This window comes from Pseudoalteromonas obscura (genome assembly GCF_030135505.1).
GTDB lineage: Bacteria > Pseudomonadota > Gammaproteobacteria > Enterobacterales > Alteromonadaceae > Pseudoalteromonas > Pseudoalteromonas obscura.
The window spans coordinates 137,450-158,545 of sequence record NZ_JASJUT010000007.1; the positions used below are offsets into that span (position 1 = coordinate 137,450).

Below are 21,096 nucleotides of genomic sequence, written 5' to 3' on the forward strand. Positions count from 1 at the left end.
CTTAAAAATAAATTCGTCCTAAGTCACAACTATCAGCGTTTTTAAATACAGTTTGGTTACTTAATACAAAGATTAATTTGAAGCGGCGTTTGAGCAAAAACAGAGAAAACTATATAGAGCTACTAGGGTTAACAATTTGGCACGAATTAGGTCGTGCCAAATTGTTGTCAGAGGTTAAGACAATGCTTGTTTTGTTTCTTTTATAATACAAACGTTTAAAGAATAGACTTTTCTTTAAGGTTTGTTGGGGAGTAACTTGGTGGCCTGTGCTCAACGGCTTTCCCAAATTCGTGGTTTGGCGTTTCGCTTAAACTAAAGTCTAAAGTAACAGGTTCGTTTATATATGTTTCGTCAATCCAGCTTTTCAAGGTGTCATTACCGTTTACTTTTAATGAGTTAATATAAATATTTTTACGAGAAGCACTTGGTGCATTTATAGTTAAGTTCCCGATTTTAGCTTGAGTAAATTGAGGACTTGATAACACTAAATCTGCGCGTCCAGGATATTTGGGGTAGATCCCAAGGCTCGCAAAAACATACCAAGATGACATTTGGCCAAGGTCGTCTTGCCCCGGTATGCCGTCAGGTGTATCTAGCCAAAGTTGCGCCATGGTTTCACGCACAGTCTGCTGTGTTTTGTAGGCATTTCCAGTATGTAGATACATCCATGGAGATAGAATTGAGGGTTGATTTGAGACATCTGCAAATTGCGCTGAGTCACGATAGAGCACCCAAGTACCATCTGCTTTTCGGAAGTGACTATCAAGCCTCTCACTCATGACATTATCTCCGCCAAGGATGGTTGAAAGACCCGCACCGTCATGGGGAACCATCCAAAGATATTGAGCGGGGCTACCCTCTACAAATAGATGACCAGAAAAAGCGTCAAACTCTTTTTTCCATGTTCCATCTTGGTTGCGACCTTGAATGTACCCTAATGATTCCGTTGCCAAAGGATTATAGATATTTCTCCAATATCCTGCTTCATCGACAAAGCGTGAAGCATCATCTTGCTCTCCTAAGCGGTTAGCCAACTGTGCTAAAGAAAAATAACTTGATGCTTGCTCAAGTGTTTCTGAGGCGCCTTCCCAACTGTTGGATTGTTCGGATATATAACCAATGCTTTGCCATTCATCTAATGATGGTTTTTGACCTCTACAAAAAACCGGGCACCCGATATCAGTCAAATCAAATTCTGTTGGTTGAGTTGCAGCCTTACGCAGTGAAGCATAAGCACCCGATACATCAAAATTGTCTGCACCAAAAGCAACGAAATTAGAGATTGCGATTGTTGACGGGTCACCACTCATCACGCCAGTTGGACCTGCATTGTGCGTCCAGCGATCCCATACCCCATTAAATTGATTTGCTTGGTTAAAAAGCGACTGTGCGATATCACTTCCTCGCTGTTGATCTAATAAGGTTACCAATTGCAGTTGAGAACGATATACATCCCAGCCAGAAAAGTTAGCGTATTGAGCTGTTTGCGTTGATGATATTGTATGTACTTTTTGGTCAAAGCCCGTGTATTCTCCGTTTACGTCAGAGAAAACATTAGGGTGGAACAAACTATGATACAAGGCGGTATAGAAAATACGTAATTTGCTGTTGTCATCGGAAGCTACTTTTATTTTGGATAGCTCGGCTTCCCAGGCTTGCTGTGATTGCTTTTGAAGCGCAGCAAAGCTTGTATCACCTTGCTCTTTAGCTAAGTTCTCTCTAGCATTTTCTAGACTGACATAAGATATACCAACGCGCATTTGGACCGTTTCTCCGTCGTTGATGTCAAGGTCGACCCAAACACCGGAGCCTTTACCAATGTCCGGCCAGCCGTTATCACCATAACCCATTGCGCCTTTTGATGAAGTTGCACCATCGGACAGCTTTGCATCTTTCCAAGCGCCAGAACCTGAAATTGGTTTATCAAGTTTAGCGACGAAATGCAGTGTGTAGTAATCTCGTCGATTGTGCTCACCTAAGTACCCACAGAAGTTACCCGAAGTCACATAACCAGTAATTTCGCCGCTTTTTGGATCTACTTTTGCAAATGCGTCTCCACTACCTAGTTGAGAATAGGACGTTCGGAACAAGAGTTTTGCGTTATCTGAGTGCTTAAACGTGAAATTTGCAATACCTGTGCGTGTGGTCGATGTAAGCTCTACGTTTACCCCGTTGTCTAACCCAACTTGATAATAACCTGGAATTGCAGTCTCATCATCGTGGCTAAAGGCTGCGCTGTAATATCCGTTTATCGGATCTGTAGCAGGTGAAAATGTAATATCTTTCGTAAAAGGCATAACGGGTATATCACCTGATGCGCCAAGACAACCTGTTCCAGATAGACGAGTAAACGAAAAGCCTTTTACTCGGCTTGCTTGATAGTTGTAACCGCCAGGGGATACCGGTACCCGTTTCTTCTCTTCAAGAATCTTTTTTGAAATTCCCTCAGATTCAGCCATTAAGTCTTCTGTATATGCGTGTTCAGGACCAAAATTAAACATACCAAACGGCATTACAGCACCCGGAGTGACATTACCTGCTTGACGATGATTAAATGGCCCCTTTGTACCTATTAAGGGATTCACGTAACTGACGACATCAGAAACATATTTGGTTTCTGGTGTGTCCTGTGTTGTCGTATTGAACACTTCTTCATTTGGCTTCTCACTACAGCCAATTAGACAAGCGGAAGTAAATGACAAAACTGCCAAATTTTTAGCTGATATTTTAAGGGTCATTGTAGGTTTGCTCTTAGAACGTTCCAATTTTAGAGTCGGACATTGATAAAGTTTCTTTACACGATGCCATTAATTACTAAGTTTGTACAATTTTAATGCGTTTATTTAATAGGTTTAAGCGATAAATTAACATTTCTGTTAAGAGATACGTCTATTTTTGCAGGGTCTAGGCTTTGCGGTTCGGTTTAGCCAATAAAGAATAATACAGACAATACTTTCCTGATGCGTATTAAACGCGATTTGTTTCGCTTACCAAATTAAAATCGTTAATCGTTGTTAGCTTCACCACTTTCTATGGTTCTAAAAAAATATTTTAGGTGTACTAATTTCTATGTGAGGAGTTATTTTGAGTATTTCACTGCAAAGTACATTATGTGTTTCATGTGAAGAACTATCTGCATCAATGTGCATGTTGAGTCATACAAAATTGTATCTTCGTTTTAGCAACGATTGAGTTAAACTTAACAAAAGTCAACAATAGAACCAATTTATGAATGTACTCATCGTTGAAGATGATATGGATACTGCCTCTTTTATAAAAAAGGGATTGCTACAGAATGGCGAATCTGTTCTGCACGTAACATCAGCCAGTGAAGGGATGATAGCTGCTTCTTCTTCAGAGTTTGATGTAATTATATTTGATCGCCTGCTTCCTAATATGGATGGTCTAGACGCTGTTAAGGTCCTAAGAGCAAGCAACGTGACGACGCCCATTATTATGTTAACGGCTTTGGGTGATACCGCAGATAGGGTTGCGGGTCTAGATGCAGGTGCAGACGACTATTTAGTTAAACCATTTGAGTTTTCGGAACTGCACGCGAGGCTCAAGGCGCTCACTAGGCGAAAACCGATTTCACAATCTACGGTGTCTCTTCGATTGGGGGACCTTATTGTCGAACGAACGAGTCGAAAAGTCACCAGAGATGGCCAAGTCATTGACTTAAATACAAAGGAATATCAGATTCTGGAATTTCTAATGCAGAGCCCAGGACAATTGGTCACAAAAACTATGCTTCTTGAAAAGGTTTGGGGCTTCAATTTTGACCCTAAAACCAGTTTGGTCCAAACTCACGTAAGTAGGTTGAGAAATAAGGTCGACAAACCTTTTAACATCGAATTGATCAAGACGGTTCGCGGCTGCGGTTACATTATTTCTAATGATTAAATATATTAAAGACTCCTCACTTGTTTTCAATGCAGCTAAAACGAGCGCTGTCGTGACGATATTCGTTGTCAGTGCAATCACTATCACTTCATTGATTGTGTTATCTGCAATAGATGCTAACCAGAAAATCGAATTAACAGAATACCTAGATGAAGTTAAGTCACGATATGAAGAAGAAGGGCTTGATAGCATTTTGGAAGAACTTGATTTGGAACCCCATACTATGTGGGACCGCAAAGAAAGTCTTGAGAGGCTAAATGAGCACGATGCAATTTTTGCTTTGTTTATTGATAACGAATTGGCACTTGGTACTGAACTGACGTTACCTATTTCACCTGATGCAAAATGGCAGACACTGGATTTTGACTCGAATAAAAGTTTCAAGCTATTGACGCTAACCGTTCAATTAGACGAACAACAGCACTTAAGCATTGCTCAACCCATAAGTTATGAACATGAGTTTACGTCCACAATTTTAGTTCGTTTTGGGCTTATCTTGGCAAGCATTGCCGCAGTGAGTCATTTTATATTATCAATAGTTGCTGGTGGAAATAGCAAGCAGGCCACAAGACAAATTGTTGAAAGGTTATCTGAGATTGGGCAATCCCCTGATACAGCTCGCCTTAATCTCGATAATAAAATGGAGCTTCACAGAGACATAATACACGCAACCAATGAAATGTTAGACCAAATAGCTTTTTTGCATGGCAGAGCAAAGACCATGTCTGTCGGTATTGCTCATGATTTAAAAACGCCATTGTCGAGAGTCGCAAACCGCCTACAATCTATGCGGCAAGATTTGGGAGACAACACTGCAATTGATGCGCATATTACTCGTGCGAGTGAAGATCTTAATGCTGTGATATCTACATTCAACAATCTAGTGCGGCTCAATAGTATTGAATCCGGAAAGCATAAGAGCAACTTTATTCAGATTAATCTCTCGGAACTAATAACTGACCTCACGCTTAGCTATCAACCTGTTTTCGAAGACAGCGGACGAGTGCTTGAGTTGTCGACAGTTGATGATGTGTATTGCTTTGGCGATAGTGATTTATTAAGTCAATTAATTTGCAATCTGTTTGAAAACGCTTTGGAGTATAGTCATTCGTCTGCAAATGTTTGGATTAGATTGCAAAGTCATACAGGTAGCGCGTTGTTGCAAGTCGGCGATGACGGCCCCGGTATAAGCTTGCAAGATCAGCCTCATATATTTGAGCGCTTTTATCGCGCGGATGTAAGTAGGTCAAAACCCGGTAATGGTCTCGGGTTGAGTATTGTTAAAGCAATTTGTGATGTGCATGACGCCAAGTTATGTTTATTGTCAGATCAAAAAGGTGCTGTGTTCAATATCGAAGTGCCAATTTCAAACTAAATATTGTGATTCATACAATTTTGTATGACGAATGTATGCAAGGTGTAAAACATAAAAGCGTCATTTAGCTCTAAACTAATAGTGTCTGATCTATGTTTAAGGCTAAATTATGCACATAAAAAAATATATACAAAGTATTGTATTAGCTTTATTTGTTGGCTTGCTGTCTGGCTGTGGAAGCGGCGGCAGCGAGCAAAATAACACATCTCAAAGCCAAGTTAATACAACCAATCAACCCACCAGCAGTGCGCAAGATAATAACAATCCTGTCAATAATGGGAGTGAATCGAATAACGGCGGTGATAGCAATGCGAGCAACGGCAACAATAGCGATGAAGATGAAAATTCTTCCGACGGTGAAAACTCAGCAAATGAGGATGAAAACAATCAAGAACCTTCAGGCGATGACACTACGTTTTCTTCTAAAATTGAAGTGTCACGCTTTATTCAGCAAGCTACCTTTGGTGTTCAGCCAAGTCAATTAAATGAGTTAGAGAGCACCAGTGCATCGGAGTGGTTTGTCAATCAATTGGCTTTGCCAGCGAGTTTGGTTTTACCAGGAGTAGAAGCGGCAGCTCCAGCCGATCCAGAGGATGATTTTAGCTTGTTCTACATTGAACAAACTAGCTTTTCATTTTGGAGAAACGCGATTAGTGGAGAAGATCAGCTCAGACAACGTATTGCGTTTGCGCTTTCAGAGATCTTAGTGGTTTCAAATGGAGGGGGTGAAGTACTGACTGATGTACCAGAAGCTGTGGCGTTTTACCAAGATATTCTTATCACAAATGCATTTGGTAATTACAGAACGATTCTGGAACAAGTCACCTACTCTCCTGCCATGGGTCATTATTTAACTTATATGGGCAGTGAAAAAGGCGATGCGCAAACTGGCAGGATGCCGGACGAAAATTATGCGAGAGAGTTATTGCAGTTGTTTACGTTAGGCGTTGTTGCATTAAACAATGATGGCACAGAGAAGGTAAACGATAGCGGAGAAAAAGTTGAGTTATATAACAATACTGATATTACAGGATTGGCAAGAGTATTCACCGGCCTGAATTTGGACGAAGAAGATCCAGATGCCCCACTCGGCAAAAGATTTAGTATGCCCATGGCAGTATTTTCCGAATCACATTCAGAAAAAGCAAAATCGTTCTTAGAGCTTACTATCCCAGAAGGCACAGATGCAAGAGCGTCAATTACCCAAGCTCTAGATCATATTTACGCACATCCAAACTTAGCGCCATTTGTGACAAAGCAACTCATACAAAGATTAGTAACATCTAATCCAAGTCCAGATTATGTTGGGCGTGTTGTAACCGCATTTGAATCTGGTCAGTTTGTGTTACCTGATGGTCAACAGGTAGGTACTCAGCAGCGAGGTGATCTGACAGCAACTGTGGCTGCTATTTTGTTTGATCAAGAAGCCCGAACACTGTCGGCACAAACTGGGGGGAAAATACGTGAGCCAATTTTGCGTTTTACTCAGTGGGCTCGCGCATTTAATGTAGAAAATGTAACCCCTCAGTTTGTGAGCCTCTTGTGGGAAACTGGTGCCAGTTCAGCGCTTGGCCAACACCCCTACCGAGCACCCAGTGTATTCAATTATTTTCGTCCAGGTTACAAATCTCCCGGCAGTGTGAGCGCAGCACAAGGTCTCGTGGCTCCAGAGCTACAAATTACTAATGCAAGTTCAATTCCTGGGTATGTAAATTTTATGACCTTCTTTATTACCGGGCAGCAACAGGACGCGGATCTCGAGGAGCTTAAAAATGAGTTAGAGGAGTTGGGAATTGAAGCTGATATTGCACAGGCGCTGGAAAGCTTTAAACCAGACTACGAACCCTTACTCGCCATTGCAGATGAACCGAGTGCATTGGTTGATTATTTGGACGTGATATTGAGCGCACAACAGCTCAGTGAGCGAAGCCGAAAAAATATATCAGATGTTTTAGCTACCGTTGAAGCCGATGAGGATGATGGACTTTTACCTCGTGTACAACTTGGCATATTAATGGTGATGTCATCACCTGATTACTTGGTACAAAAATAGGAGAATGGGCAATGAATAGACGTAATTTTATAAAATCAGCCAGTGCAGGAGTTGTTGCTTCTTCTATTTTGAATATGGGAAAAGTGCTAGCTAGTACCCAAGTTAACGATAGTGGAGAGTATAAAGCGCTTGTATGCGTCTTTTTGTACGGCGGAATGGATAATCACGATACAATCATTCCCTTTGATGGTGATAGCTATAAAAAATGGGCACAAATAAGAGCGCCTTTACTCAACCGATATGCGACTAAGCGCGATCTGGGAAGCATATTGCCAATTAATACACCTTCTCGATTTGCCGATCGCCAATTTGCGTTACCGCCAGAAATGCCAAACATCGCTAGTCTATATCAGCAAGGCAAGCTGTCAGTTGTAGGTAACGTCGGGCCTTTATTGGAAAATGTTACAGCGACGAGTATTCGCCAAGAAACGGCGAAACTGCCGTCAAGGCTATTTTCCCACAATGATCAGCAAAGTACTTGGATGTCAGGTAAAGCTGAGGGGGCGCAGTTTGGTTGGGCTGGTCGATTGAATGATGCCTTAATTAATCAAGGAACCGTGCAAACGAACACATTTTCAGCAATCACAACATCCAGTGCAGAGCTACTTGTAACTGGCACAAATACAACTCCTTACCACGTGAATGATGGTCGTGCAGCAACCATAGATGCACTTGATTTTTTTGAAGGCAATGAGCAAGTACAAGCACATTTTAGCGCAAGCGGGCATCAGACGACTAACTATTTACAGCAAGATCTTTCTGCGAAAATTAGCCAATCATTTGATGCCAATCAGATGTTTAATCAAGCGATTTCAGGACAGTCTGTGAACGTAGGTGAGTTTCCAAAATCAAGGTTAGGCAGGCAGTTGGAGTCTGTTGCACGTACGTTGGCGGTAAGAGAACAGTTAAGTACAAAAAGACAAATCTTTGTGGTGACAATGGGTGGTTTTGATACGCACTCCGACCAAGCTCAAAGTTTACCAAAATTACAAAGTGCTTTGGATGCGGCGTTAGCTGCTTTCAACACGTCGATGGAAAGTATGGGGTTGAGCAACAATGTCACCTTGTTCACCGCATCGGACTTCGGAAGAACTTTGGCTATTAATGGTGATGGTACCGATCACGGGTGGGGTGCACATCACTTTATTATGGGCGGAGCGATAAATGGTGGAACGATATTCGGTGACGTTCCACAAGCTGAATTTGGTCATGAATTGGATGCGGGTAGTGGTCGGTTGATACCAACGATGGCTGTAGATCAATATGCCGCTTCGTTGGGCGCTTGGTTAGGGTTATCAGAGACTGAACTGGCGCAAGTATTTCCAAATCTCTCCAAGTTCTCCGATCGTCCGGCCCTATTTGTCTAAGGTCGATAACCTCAGGTTCAAGCGGCTAAATTGTTAGGAAGAGCTGGGTCCTCTTCCTAAACTTACTATACTTAAAGTTGTGTAATGAACTGGGTCAAGGCTATGGTTATTTCGTATAGCGGAAGTGTATTTCTAATTCTTGTTTTACTGTTAATTTGTTTGTGTTTCTTATACGGGGATCGTTATAAAGAGAAGTTCAAAAAACGTAAAAGCCAGACTGACGAAGACAGGCCCAATTAAGCCTCTCTCAGCATCTTACTGTCGTCAATTGAACGAGATCTTCATTTTCTAAGACACCTAATAGGAACTTAGATCACCCCATTCTTGCTGGTACAGTGTTTAAGTTTTTGAATATTTAAAGCTATCTGATCACAACTAATAACGCTTCTCCATTCAATAAATTGAGAAAAGCGTTATTGAGAAATTAAAAGTGCAGCTGTTTACCATTCTCCAGGGTCGCCGCCATCACTATCACTGACTTCTTCCACTGTCCCGCCAGTTTGTGCTGCAAGCTGCTTGAGAAAATCAAAAGTGGGTACATTTTTAGTATAGGTATTAGGCGACATAGCGTAAGCAGGGAGATCATTTGCAATCGCTGCATTTAGTTTATCTGACATTGCTATGCTCTGTACGGTGCCTGTGTATATGGTTGCGTTAAATTGCACTTGTGGCAGTTCCATTAAGTACTTAGCGGTCACATTCGCTTGCCAATTAGCGCCTCCGCAATGTGTCACAGGACTCGCGTTTTCGTCACCATCACTAGAGCCATACACGCGCAGCAATGCGCCTCTGCTGGCTTCTACCGAAAAGTTAGTACGTAATTCATCAGCACCATCACACATGGCTTCGGCAAGTGCTGTGGCACCGCGACATCCCTCTCCATCAAGCTGTTGTAGCGCCATAAACGCACCTGTGAAGTCAACAAATCCATTGGTAATGGATTGGATTTGGCCACCACTACTAAAGGTTTTGACATTCAACTTCTGGCCGTTTATCGAGCTATCTAAAAAGAACTTAGTCGCTTTACTAATGGCTTGCTGTTTTGAGTAGGCACATCGAGATTGTTTGTCGGGTCGCAATGTCATCATAGAACCGCTTCTATCCAAAAACAAAATGCCATAAGACTCTGGTGCGCTAAGTGTCGAAAATGACACGGTCGTTAACGCGCCGAGTAGAATGCTTGCTAAAGTTTTCATATTTAAACTCCATATCCGTATAAGGTGTTGCCACAATACATTGTGGCTATCTTTATTCAGCCCTAATAGGTTTCATTAATCCCAAACTGCGATTTTGCATGGTTAGTGCTGATGATAGAAGCCTAGTGCGCTTGAGAATGGTTACTATTACACTCTGTTACAGCTGCTTAAATAATTGGTACTAACGATAAAAGTACACAAACCTACTAGTAGATATTTCTCTACAAGTGACTATTTACGTGAAGAAACTTATGACGAACTGGTTATTTTGACTATCTTTTAACTTAAGGAAAGATTAGTAGCCATCCGCTTAAGATTGGCAATAGGTATACGCCTCGGAGAAATTGAATGAATTTGCTAAAACGCTTATCCATTTTGCAACTGACGATAATTAGCTCTCTCGCACTTGTTATTTTCATCTTTATCCTACTTTTCAAAATTGCATCGCAATACTGGCAAGACTACAACTCGACACTGCAGGATATAGAATATATAAAGCTCTTAGATGCTATAGAGAAAGTCGCACACCATCATGCAGTAGAGCGAGGATTGTCAGCTGGTTACTTAGGAAATCCGAGTGCAGATAAAAGACAACTCGTATCAGCGCAGAGGATAAAGGCAGATAACGCTGTGAAAGTAGTCAGAGACTTATACTCGGGGCAGTTCAAGGAAGACGAAAAAGTACAAAAATGGCTTCCGTTCTTATTTAGGGAGCTCCAAGGGAAATCCGCTGTCAGGCGTGAAGTGGACAACTTAAACAGTAAAAGTGCTTTTAAATATTACAGCCACCTGAATCAAGTCGCGATTGACACAGCTATCCGAATGCAAGCTTATATCAGCAATCGAGATTTAGCTTCAAAGCTATCAATTGCGTTTTTATTGGCAAAAAGCAAAGAGCGCAAAGGTCAGATCAGAGGGAAGATAAATGGGGTCTTGGCCAAAAAGCAAGTAAGCTCAAAGCTCAGAGGCGAGCTCACTTACTATCAAACGCAACTCGGTGTGCTAAAAGAGCAGCTCGAAGCGATACTAGAGGGAGAGCAGCTTGCGCAATACAATCAAGCGATGTCTGATACAACGGCCAGGGAGCTGGATAAAGTAATAAATTACTTATTAATAGAAGACAACCCTGATTTCAATACGCTTTTATCAAGCAATGAATGGTTTCCTAAAGCCACAAATCAAATCGTTGCGGTTAAAAAAATTCTCGATGGTCAGTGGGTTAAAACGTTAAATCACAGTTCCAAGGTGAAAAGCGATTTGCTTAGCCAGAGTATGTTTATTGGAATAGCTTTCATTCTGGCCATGAGCATAATCGCAGTGATCAACATGCATTTAGTATCATCTTTGAAGCATGAATTGCATCATTTAACAGGTATTTTGGAAAAAGTCGCCAAAGAAGGTGATTTGACTTTAGATGTACGACTGAAAACCAGCGACGAATTGGGGCAAATTTCCGAATCCATTCACAATACCGTATATGCTTTTAAAGATTTACTTGTCGGTTTATCCAAATCTATAAAAGTTGGTACAGAGTTGGGGGGCGAAATGGATAAGGCGGCAAGTCATGTCAACGAAGAGGCGCAGCGAACCCAAACTATGGCGTCGAGCATTGCGACGGCAATTGAAGAAATGGCGGCAACCAGCGAAGAAATTGCTCGTTCAGCCTCCGACACTTTGGCTGCAAGCGATCAGCTTAACAACGAATCTCAAAAGCTGTTAGAAGACAATCAAAGAAATTTGGATGCAATGAATACCCTGTCTGATCACATGGATACGGTCAATGAAATGGCCGCAAATATGGAAAAGCAAGTGGCGGAAATAAACACGATACTGGACTCTATTCGCAGTGTTGCTGACCAAACAAATTTACTCGCCTTAAATGCTGCCATTGAAGCTGCTAGGGCTGGTGAGCATGGCCGCGGTTTCGCAGTTGTCGCAGATGAAGTGCGTGGCCTTGCAAACAATAGTAAAGAATCGTCAGAGCAGATTTCATCACTATTGAGTAACTTAAATGAAATTAGCCAGAGTGTTGTTAATGCAATAAAAGATAACACTCAACTTGCCAGCGAAATCATGAGTGAAATAGAAGAAACTCGGCTGGTCTCCATGCAAGTGAGCGAACATAGTAATCACGTTGAGCAGCTGACAACATCCGTTGCGACAGCGGCTCAACAGCAATCTACCGTTGCACAGGACATATCAACTAACACGTCAGCTGTGCTTGATGCTGCAACAGACGAATTAGAGACATCAATAGCCTTGAAAAAACTTTTTGAAGACATGAAGTTGAACAGTGATACCTTACAAAGAACCATGGATAACTTTAAGATTGACTGATGGTCCATGGTTTTAGCTTAGGCTTTTGAGTTTGATGTGGCGGTAGCCCCGCCTTCGAGTTCTTTTAAGCAGATACATTTTGACTGATATTAATTCGTATTCTCAATAAATTACTGTAACCACTTCAATTCGGTCGTCGAAAGTGATAGTGTTGATATATTATCACATAACAATGTAGGTTTATGAGCGTTAATTCTGAAGTTTGTGCTCAAACACAAAGCACTAAATATCTTATTGATGAGTCCGCTAGCGTCCTTTCAGAGATTTATGATCCTAACACAGCACTCGCCTGTTATTGCACACCCGCTACTTGGGCTAAAAGCCGTGCAGCGGTTCATTATGTTAAAAAAGCGCCAGATCACGCTTTCCAGTATCAAGGTGCAATTAATGAAGAACTGTCAGAGCAAGTTAAAAACGTGTTTGTAGGTACAGCGCACGGTAATTTATTGGTTGAACATATTGAATTAATGCTCTGCATGTTTGATGCTTTACTTGAACCAAAAGAAATTGGTTTGAGGATCCTCCCCTGCACTTATGCTATGAGCCCGGCTTTTCATTCTCAAAACGGTATTGTGAGAATGCTCTCCACGTTAGGTGGGAGTGGAGAAAGGTGGTTGGAGCACGGCTTCGTCGAATACTACCCTCTTGAAAAAGGCCAATTCACTCCAGCAGTTAAAAAGCCAAAAGAGTGTAATGTAAACACATTGTGTGATGGCGATATTGCATTGATGAAAGGTAAAAATTGGCTAGATCAAGAACACAATGCGGTTGTTTGCTCTTCTCCGCTATTTGGCAACGACACTGCGAAACTTTGTGTCTATATAGATTATATTAGTTAAATGTTATGGCGTCTGGTTTATCATAAGAAAGAGAAGTTAGCCTTCTCTTTCTAGGCAAGGCATCATTATTTTGCTTGACCTGTCCAGCTCCACCCTGGGTAGAACTTGCCGTTCACATTGGCATTGTTCCCAATGATAATTGAATAAGGCTTATCTACAGCCTTCCAGTTATATGCAGTTGAATGCTCTAGTTCAAATACAACATTCCCCCATATCCCGTAAGGCCCAGCAATAGTCGACTCTTTGTAAGCAGCAAAGTGGGTTTGCCCGCCCATCATGATCTCCCCCACTCGACTTTTGTTGTTGATTTCCGCAGCTCCTTTGCTCCAAACCATAAGTAAATTGATGTTACTTTGATTGTCAGCTAAGAAATATCCATTCCCCGCGACCTGAACTGAGCTAAAGTGGTTTTTGTCGTTCGACTTTGCTGAAGAGGTGTCGAAAACACTAAGTTTGATTTGGTCAGTTGCTTTTGTAAACTCTGCGTAAGAGCTGCCATAAACTCCAACGGAATTTCCTGAGAAACCTTCAAAATACGCTGTGCTATTGTCAGTGACCAAAAATTGTTGGATTGAGTCTTCGCTTGCTGATTTGGCATTAGTGGTAACTTGTTTTAGTTGCCCAACACTGTTGGCTTTAAGTTCAACCGCAGGCATATCATTTGGTACATCGATATTGATGTTCGAAAGTACAACCGAACCAGACCGAACCAATACCGCACTCTGTTGTACGTGCTCCTGATCTTGCTTAACTCGTATTGAACCTGTTCTTCCAGCGTCATTGATAATTTCGAATCGACTATTCTTAATTTCAATTGGACCTGCGCATTCTCCTGAAACCACGAATTTTACTGTTTGCTCGAGGTAATTGAAGGAGACGGCTCTTTGCAGTGCTTCTGGGTGGGCTTGGCAATCAAGATTGAGAGTGATGTTGGCCACTAATTCTTGTTGAGTATTTGTGTCAATAATGCCCTGTTCCTTGTGCGCATTTGCCGGCGCCGCGATCATCATTGGTAGTGATAGTAAGGCGAGTTTCATCAGATTTTTCGTTTCCATTAAATCTTCCTTTTTTGAAATTTCTTTACATGTTGTGATCTAATTAGCTGAGAGTAACTAATTGTTACTGAAAGAGCCTTTGTCATTACTGCCTTCTCAGCGTTGTAATTAAATACGCTGAGCCTCTCAAGACGATCTCGCTATTTCAGAGTTAGTCAATTTAATTGACTTTTAGACAGTAACTTAGTTTTGCGCTGGTGGTCAAAAAAACACCACGTAAAATGGAGTTCATATTGTTATAAGATATCAATAATTATTTTGTTCATTTGAAACTCGCTTGAATATTGTTTCTGTACTCACGGTCATAAGAGTGAGACACTTTATTAGGTGGACCTGTAATGGGGTCTTGCGGTTGATTTAAATTTATTAGACTAAAACTAAATAGTTAGAGCTGTGAAAATCAAACACTTTTCGATGCTCAAAAATGAATTTAAATTCAATAAAAAAGATACAAAAATATTACAATTGAAATATTTTTCATATAGAGTTACATCCCTTATTACTAAATAATTCATTAAAAACCAAAGTAAATGGAAATAACTATGTTCAAAAAATCTCTACTAGCTTCGGCAGTCGCGTGTTTAATGGCACCCGCTTATGCTGAGATCATGATTTCTGAATATGTCGAAGGAAGCAGTTATAACAAAGCAATCGAACTCTACAACAGCGGCGAATCTGAAGTCGATTTGAGTAGCTATCGCCTTGAGTTTTATTTTAACGGTAAATCTACAGCGGGAACCAGCATTGCGCTTGAAGGCACATTGTTGCCAAAAGCTACACATGTTGTAGTGCACGCCAGAGCGGCAGAAGAGCTTAGACTCAAGGCACAACAACAAAAAGACGGCAGTTGGTATAACGGCGATGATGCCATTGTGTTGTCAAATAGCAATGGTGCTGTGGACAGTATTGGACAAGTAGGTTTCGATCCGGGTTCAGCGTGGACTGATCAAGGCGTTTCCACAAAAGACAAATCACTAGTCCGAATGAGTTCTGTTGTAGCAGGAGATACGGTTGTAGATGATGTGTTTTTACCATCTACAGAGTGGGAAGCACTTGCAAAGGACGATTTTTCAAATATTGGTCTTCACAATGCCACAGATCCAACTGAGCCACCAGTACTTGTTTGTAATGAAAACAACGTCTTAATTCACGTAATTCAAGGCGAATCTTCTGAAAGTCCGTTAGTGGGTCAACAAGTTGAAATTCAAGGGGTGGTAACAGCGTCTTTTGTTGAAGATGGCCAATTAAAAGGGTTTTTCATTCAAGAAGAAGATTTTGAGCAGGATAACAACCCACTGACTTCTGAAGGTATATTTGTTTCATATCAAGACGCGTCAATTGTAGAAGGGCAAGTGATTAAATTATCCGGTAGCGTCAGGGAGTCATATGGGCAAACTCAAATTTCAAATGTGAGTAGCGCAATATCTTGTGGTACAGATTCGGTGGTGAGTGTAGACATTAGTTTGCCGGTAGAGTCTGGTTTGGAAGCGTATGAAGGTATGCTTGTGAACATAACCAACGAGCTGTTTGTAAATGACACATACGGCTTAAAGCGCTACGGAGAATTAAAGCTGGGCTCTGAGCGTTTGTATCAAGGTACTCAAGTGGCATTGCCTGGGGAAGCGGCCAATGCTATCGAGCGCCTGAATGTGAGCAAAGAAATTACTTTGGATGATGGCTCGACAGCGCAAAACCCGGAAATAATACCTTACCCGACACCTGAGCTTGATGCATACAATACGATTAGATTGGGTGATAAGGTGAGCGGCGTTGAAGGTGTGATCGGATATGGTTTCTCTCAATATCGAATTCATCCGATCACAGCGCCAAACTTCATCCAAGAAAACCCTCGTAACGATTCTCCTCAAGTCACACAAAAAGGTAACTTAAGAATTGCGAGCATGAATGTGCTGAACTTTTTTAATGGTGATGGGCTAGGCGGCGGCTTCCCGACATCACGTGGTGCAGACTCACTAGAAGAATTACAACGCCAAAAAGCCAAACTTATGGCTGCATTGGTGACGTTAGATGCAGATGTCATTGGGCTGTTAGAAGTTGAAAACGATGGCTTTAGTGAAAACAGCGCAATCGCTGAGTTGGCCAGCTCACTAAGCGAAGCAGACCCACAAAATACCTATAGTTACGTTAACTTTGCTACTGATTCTGTAGGTACTGATGCAATAATGTCAGGGATAATCTATCGCAGCAATAAAGTAAAAGAAGTAGGTGTGCCTGCTTTCACAGATGTTGTCCCATTTGATTACGGTAATCGCCCACCAGTGATGCAGAGCTTTGAGGACTTATCTACCACCGATGTATTTAACGTGGTAGTTGCTCACCTGCGCTCTAAAGGTAGCTGCAGTCGAGCAGAAGGTCTAGATCAGGATCAGAACGATGGGCAAGGCTGTTGGAATCAAGCTCGCGTAAATGCTGTGAACGAGTTACATTCTTGGTTAGCTGGTACTCCAACTACCGTTCAAGACGATGACACTGTGATATTGGGGGATTTTAATGCTTACAATTTGGAAGACCCAATCAGGCAGATGAGTGCAAATGGCTACTCAAATCTAAGGGATATTATAAACGGGGATGTGAATAGCTACTCTTACGTATTTAAAGGGCGCTTAGGAAGCCTAGACCATGCATTTGCCAGTGACTCTATGACAGCAAAGGTTGTCGCTATTTCAGATTGGCACATTAATGCAGACGAACCTGTTGCATTAGACTATAACGTAGAATACAAGTCAGACAAACATCAGCAATCGCTATACGCGGACCATGCTTATCGTTCATCTGATCATGACCCGATTGTAATCGAGGTAAATACACAGGACCCATACCCGGTGATTGAAGGTAAAATCGACAATATTTATGGCTGGTTTTGGTGGCAGCGAACTGTTGTTGAAGTCCCTGAAGGATATAGTAATTTGGAAGTCAGCATTGAGGGTAATGGAGAGGCAGACCTGTATTTAAGACATGGTAAAAAACCTAAGTTTTATAAGTTTGATTGCCGTCCATATTTATGGGGAAGTAACGAGTCATGTCAAATACAAAATGCACAAATGGGAACTTGGCATATTGGCTTGAGAGGCTTTTTGCCCTACCACAACGTAACCTTAAAATATAAAATTACCAAGTAGTTAGAAGGTGGCTAAGCCACCTTTTGTTACGTACGTCCTAATATTATATTTTGGACCTTGAGCCTTAGATTATCTGGATCGGGTGTTCTAGGGCTTGGCTCGAATCTTCTAATACAGCGTGAGTCTTTGGCACATTTGTCGGTGAGTGCTTTTAAAAATGCGACGAGATCTGCTTGTTGGTTTGTATTCAACGGTGGCGCGACAAATGGAGATAATTGCAATAGATTTAGTGCGGTTTGGCTATTTTCCAGCGCATTATTGTTGAGTGACTGGCAATGTTGATCTTGAGTGAATTGTCGCAGGCCACAAGCTCCGCCCTTTTCAAAAAAACCACTAATTGCACTTTGTGGGTCAACGTAGTGTGCAACAACTTCTTCGAGTGTTTCGTAAGCGCCTGAATGTCCATACGGGGCTGTTAGCTCGACGTTTAGCAAGCTAGGTACTCTAAACGCAAACATATTCCTCTGCTCAGAATCAATTAAGAACCGCCCTTCATCTGAATTGTGTTCGTTTAAACCAATACCAAACTGAGGAAATGCAAGGTTGAAAAAACCATCATTGCTAAATCGGGTGCCACCATGGCAATTTACGCACCCCGCACCTCCATCACTGATTTGCGTAAAAAATAGCGCTGCGCCGCGCTTTTGTGCTTGGGTCATCGCATTTTGGTTTCCACGCAAATAATCATGCCATGGAGAGTTTACTAGGTTTACAGATGCTTGATATTGTCCAAGTGCAAACGCAATACTGTCGAATGTAATTAAGGACTGTGAAGCGTCATTGCTATTAAATGCCTGTCTAAACTCCTTGAGCCATTCATTCTTATCGAGTTCATTAGCTAGCTCGCCATAGTTACCTATGCGTTGGGCGAGGTGTTCTCTAACAGATTGGTTATCGAGCGCATTTGGAAAAGCCTGACCGCGCATTTCCTCTCTAGAGGTCACTGGGAAGCGTGACAAAGCTCCGACAAGGTCATTGCCTACTCGCTCATCAATAATACCAAAACCGGAGTCTGGTGTTGTTATTCCTGAGATCTCGTTTCCAGAGGTATCCGTAGTGTTTATACGTTGCACTCGCCCATCCCAAAATAAACTCGAATTAGCGAGTCCAACATTGAAAATAGTCGGCGAGTTTCTCGGAATATTTATTGTATCAGAGGTTAATCTAAGTGGGCCGATGATATCTGGATTGATGGCGTTGGTACCAATCGGTAAAGATAGTCCATCAGCTCCGCCCAGTCTCGGGTGGTGACAACTAGCGCATGCCACAGTCTTCTCTGCACCGAGCGCTTTGCTGAAGAAAAGCTTCATACCGAGTTGCGGAATTGGCTCTGATATATGCGGCAACGCGGATAGTTCGGGGATCGTCGAGCTCAGGTTTTGTCCAGCTACGATCTCTTGCAATTGAATATCAACCGCTGTTTGGATTTGAACCAACTGCTTTGCATGCCCTTTTTTCGGTCTATGCGGTTCATGGCTGGGTTTTGCTTGTAATTGAAAACTGGATACGTTTAAAAAGATTAACGCACCCAGGCCTATTCGGTTTTTATATTTCATATTTTCGCCCCTTGATGATGTAATAACTAGCTTGTTCATCAAATGTGCAAAAAGTATGTTACCGAAACAGATTTATGTTGTTACGTATCTTTTTTGGTTGTGCGACTGTGCCACCTTACAATTTCTTTGTGATCACGTGTGACTGAGTCACCGACAGACTCACAATGTTGCACCTCTTTAGCGAGTACTGCTTCTGCATTAATTTCTAACTTCTGTAGCAGCTGCCTCAGCGTACTTTGCTCATCTGGCGTCAATGTTTCGAGTAATTTTTCTTCTCGATTTTGTAGGTGAGCTGTGACCTTTGCGTATATACACCGACCTTCTTCTGATAGTTCGACCGGTTTACTGCGGGTTTGCTCTTGCCCCTGTACATATTGAGCGAGCCCTTTTTTAATTAGCGCTGCGATAGCCCTTGTTGTTGAATAAGGATCCAGCCTCGTTTGGTATGCGATGTCTGATGCAGTAATTGGGCCATATGATCCGATATTAACCAGTATGCGCAGTTCCCTCGTATCCAAATCAGTCAGACTACGAATTATCGGATCTCTGGATATAGAAAGTAGGTTACTGACGACAGCAACTTGAAACGGAATATGGTTTTCTAGAGACAGTATTTGTCTATTGTCGCCTTGCGCGAAGCTTTCCAATCTGTTTTTTAATGCATTTTTATATGAAATATCACTAGACAACTAGTTTCTCCAGGAGTATGTTATGTTGCATATGCAACAAATAATAAATTTAACAGGAGCTGATTATGCCTTTAGTTACCCCTTTATCTCAAGACCACGATCAGGAAGTAACTGAACTTGCGAAATTCTTTAATGAAACACTAGGCTTTTGCCCTAATAGTGTACTCACGATGCAAATTCGACCTGCAATTGCACGCGCATTCATAAACTTAAATAAAGCAGTTATGGAAAACCATGGGCGCGTGACATCTGAGCTTAAAAGGCTAGTTGGTTATATTACAAGTGCAAATACCGGTTGCCGCTATTGTGAAGCGCATACAATTTTAGCTGCACAGCGATATGGTGGTACGGACTCTAGATTGGCTCAAATTTGGCAGTTTAGAGAGTCAGACGCATTTACAGATGGTGAAAAGGCTGCATTTGAATTTGCGTTGGCTGCTTCGAGTGTACCTAATGCCGTTGATGAACCTATTCAAACAGAACTGAGAAAATACTGGGATGATGGCGAAATTGTTGAGCTACTCGGTGTGATATCTCTATTTGGCTACCTTAATCGTTGGAACGACTCTATGGGTACTACATTAGAGTCAGGAGCAATTGACGCTGGCGAGACTTTATTAAAACAAAACAACTGGGAAGTTGGAAAACATCAGTCTTAAACCTACCTTTACATCTCAACTACCAAAGGCTTTTTCATATGATCAAGCCTTTTTATTTTCAAGTCGCATGGTGCATTCATCGCCGTCGTAGAGCAATGTCAAAGGGTAACCATTTGGAGGCTACAATAATGTGGCTACTAAATGCGCAAATCAAGTGCGAAGTTTCATTATTTATCGAAACTTTTAAAAGATTTCCATCAGGCAATATACAAATACGTGAAAAGCGACTAGATTACAGTCTGGCTTTAGGTACTAACTCGATTATCCAAGTTTATTGTATAAACTATTTGTGAAGTTTCAGAAAAAAGTGAAACTTCAGTTGATCTGAGTCAATTACCTCTGTATATTTAACTTTCAATAATTACTGAATGTTTAGAATTATGAATTTATCACCAAAAATCGAAAACTTCGTGCTCCATTGCGGTGAAATGGGCAGTCGTTGGGGATTTAACAGAACCATTGGGCAAATGGTGGGGTTACTCGTTATCAATGAGCACCCGCTAACTGCGAATCAAATCGCAGAAGCCTTAAAGATTTCCCGAGGCAATGTCAGTATGGGGATCAAAGAGTTGCAATCATGGCAGCTAGTAAAAGTTCAACATATCCCCGGCGATAGAAAAGAATATTATGCGCCGAACGGTACAATATGGGACCTTGCTAACAAAGTGTTCGAAGAACGACGTAAGCGAGAAATAGACCCTACTCTGACGTTATTACGTGACCAAATACTTGATACCGCTAATACGCCAGAGGAAAAGTACGCTCAGGAGCAAATGCAATCCATCCATGACCTGTTAGAAACAGTAACGAAATGGTCGGCGGAATTGCAGAGGTTGACACCTGAACAATTGCAATCATTGATGAAACTTGGTTCATCGGTAAGTAAGGTGATCGACCTCAAGGACAAGTTATTGAAAAAGTCGTAAA

At 41.7% G+C, this 21,096-nt stretch carries 14 protein-coding genes; 9 read left to right on the plus strand and 5 right to left on the minus strand.

The features are described 5' to 3' along the window. Nucleotides 1-215: 215 nt before the first annotated feature. Nucleotides 216-2,738, minus strand: coding sequence for a GH92 family glycosyl hydrolase (locus QNM18_RS16590; protein ID WP_284137845.1), 2,523 nt, complete (start codon nt 2,736-2,738; stop codon nt 216-218). Nucleotides 2,739-3,228: 490 nt separating this feature from the next. Between QNM18_RS16590 and QNM18_RS16595 the strand changes: the two genes are divergently transcribed. The 4 genes from QNM18_RS16595 to QNM18_RS16610 all read left to right on the plus strand — a co-directional run bounded on the left by QNM18_RS16595 (nt 3,229) and on the right by QNM18_RS16610 (nt 8,698). Then, nucleotides 3,229-3,903 carry a response regulator transcription factor gene (locus QNM18_RS16595; RefSeq protein ID WP_284137846.1) on the plus strand — a complete coding sequence of 225 codons (675 nt, stop codon included), beginning with the start codon at nt 3,229-3,231 and terminating at the stop codon, nt 3,901-3,903. Beyond that, nucleotides 3,896-5,278 carry a sensor histidine kinase gene (locus QNM18_RS16600; protein WP_284137847.1) on the plus strand — a complete coding sequence of 461 codons (1,383 nt, stop codon included), beginning with the start codon at nt 3,896-3,898 and terminating at the stop codon, nt 5,276-5,278. Before QNM18_RS16595 ends, QNM18_RS16600 begins: the two co-directional genes overlap by 8 nt. A gap of 109 nt (nt 5,279-5,387) precedes the next feature. Continuing rightward, nucleotides 5,388-7,331, plus strand: coding sequence for a DUF1800 domain-containing protein (locus tag QNM18_RS16605; RefSeq protein ID WP_284137848.1), 1,944 nt, complete (start codon nt 5,388-5,390; stop codon nt 7,329-7,331). 11 nt (nt 7,332-7,342) lie between these two features. Then, on the plus strand, nt 7,343-8,698 hold the full coding sequence (locus QNM18_RS16610) for a DUF1501 domain-containing protein (protein ID WP_284137849.1): 1,356 nt from the start codon (nt 7,343-7,345) through the stop codon (nt 8,696-8,698). Between the two features lie 440 nt (nt 8,699-9,138). On the opposite strand, the gene QNM18_RS16615 is transcribed toward QNM18_RS16610, so the two are convergent. Continuing rightward, nucleotides 9,139-9,894 (minus strand): vWA domain-containing protein, encoded by a 756-nt coding sequence (locus tag QNM18_RS16615; RefSeq protein ID WP_211008827.1) that lies wholly within the window; start codon nt 9,892-9,894, stop codon nt 9,139-9,141. A 348-nt stretch (nt 9,895-10,242) separates the two neighbouring features. Between QNM18_RS16615 and QNM18_RS16620 the strand changes: the two genes are divergently transcribed. Then, entirely contained in the window at nt 10,243-12,231 is a 1,989-nt protein-coding gene (locus QNM18_RS16620) for a methyl-accepting chemotaxis protein (RefSeq protein WP_211008828.1), read from the plus strand. A 182-nt stretch (nt 12,232-12,413) separates the two neighbouring features. Continuing rightward, complete coding sequence (locus QNM18_RS16625; protein WP_284137850.1) at nt 12,414-13,070, plus strand: DUF1826 domain-containing protein; 657 nt, start codon at nt 12,414-12,416, stop codon at nt 13,068-13,070. 65 nt (nt 13,071-13,135) lie between these two features. Here QNM18_RS16625 and QNM18_RS16630 read toward each other — a convergent pair whose 3' ends face one another. Continuing rightward, entirely contained in the window at nt 13,136-14,125 is a 990-nt protein-coding gene (locus QNM18_RS16630; RefSeq protein WP_284137851.1) for a hypothetical protein, read from the minus strand. A 542-nt stretch (nt 14,126-14,667) separates the two neighbouring features. Here QNM18_RS16630 and QNM18_RS16635 point away from each other — a divergent pair. Then, nucleotides 14,668-17,265 carry an ExeM/NucH family extracellular endonuclease gene (locus QNM18_RS16635; RefSeq protein ID WP_284137852.1) on the plus strand — a complete coding sequence of 866 codons (2,598 nt, stop codon included), beginning with the start codon at nt 14,668-14,670 and terminating at the stop codon, nt 17,263-17,265. 26 nt (nt 17,266-17,291) lie between these two features. On the opposite strand, the gene QNM18_RS16640 is transcribed toward QNM18_RS16635, so the two are convergent. Together QNM18_RS16640 and QNM18_RS16645 are read right to left on the minus strand one after the other, a co-directional pair. Beyond that, nucleotides 17,292-18,821 (minus strand): cytochrome-c peroxidase, encoded by a 1,530-nt coding sequence (locus tag QNM18_RS16640; protein ID WP_284137853.1) that lies wholly within the window; start codon nt 18,819-18,821, stop codon nt 17,292-17,294. Between the two features lie 80 nt (nt 18,822-18,901). Next, nucleotides 18,902-19,510 (minus strand): MarR family winged helix-turn-helix transcriptional regulator, encoded by a 609-nt coding sequence (locus QNM18_RS16645; protein ID WP_211008833.1) that lies wholly within the window; start codon nt 19,508-19,510, stop codon nt 18,902-18,904. Between the two features lie 65 nt (nt 19,511-19,575). On the opposite strand from QNM18_RS16645, the gene QNM18_RS16650 reads away from it, so the two are divergent. Then, on the plus strand, nt 19,576-20,169 hold the full coding sequence (locus QNM18_RS16650; RefSeq protein ID WP_284137854.1) for a carboxymuconolactone decarboxylase family protein: 594 nt from the start codon (nt 19,576-19,578) through the stop codon (nt 20,167-20,169). A gap of 380 nt (nt 20,170-20,549) precedes the next feature. Further along, nucleotides 20,550-21,095, plus strand: a complete 546-nt coding sequence (locus tag QNM18_RS16655) for a GbsR/MarR family transcriptional regulator (RefSeq protein ID WP_023399180.1) — start codon at nt 20,550-20,552, stop codon at nt 21,093-21,095. Nucleotide 21,096: the final 1 nt, after the last annotated feature.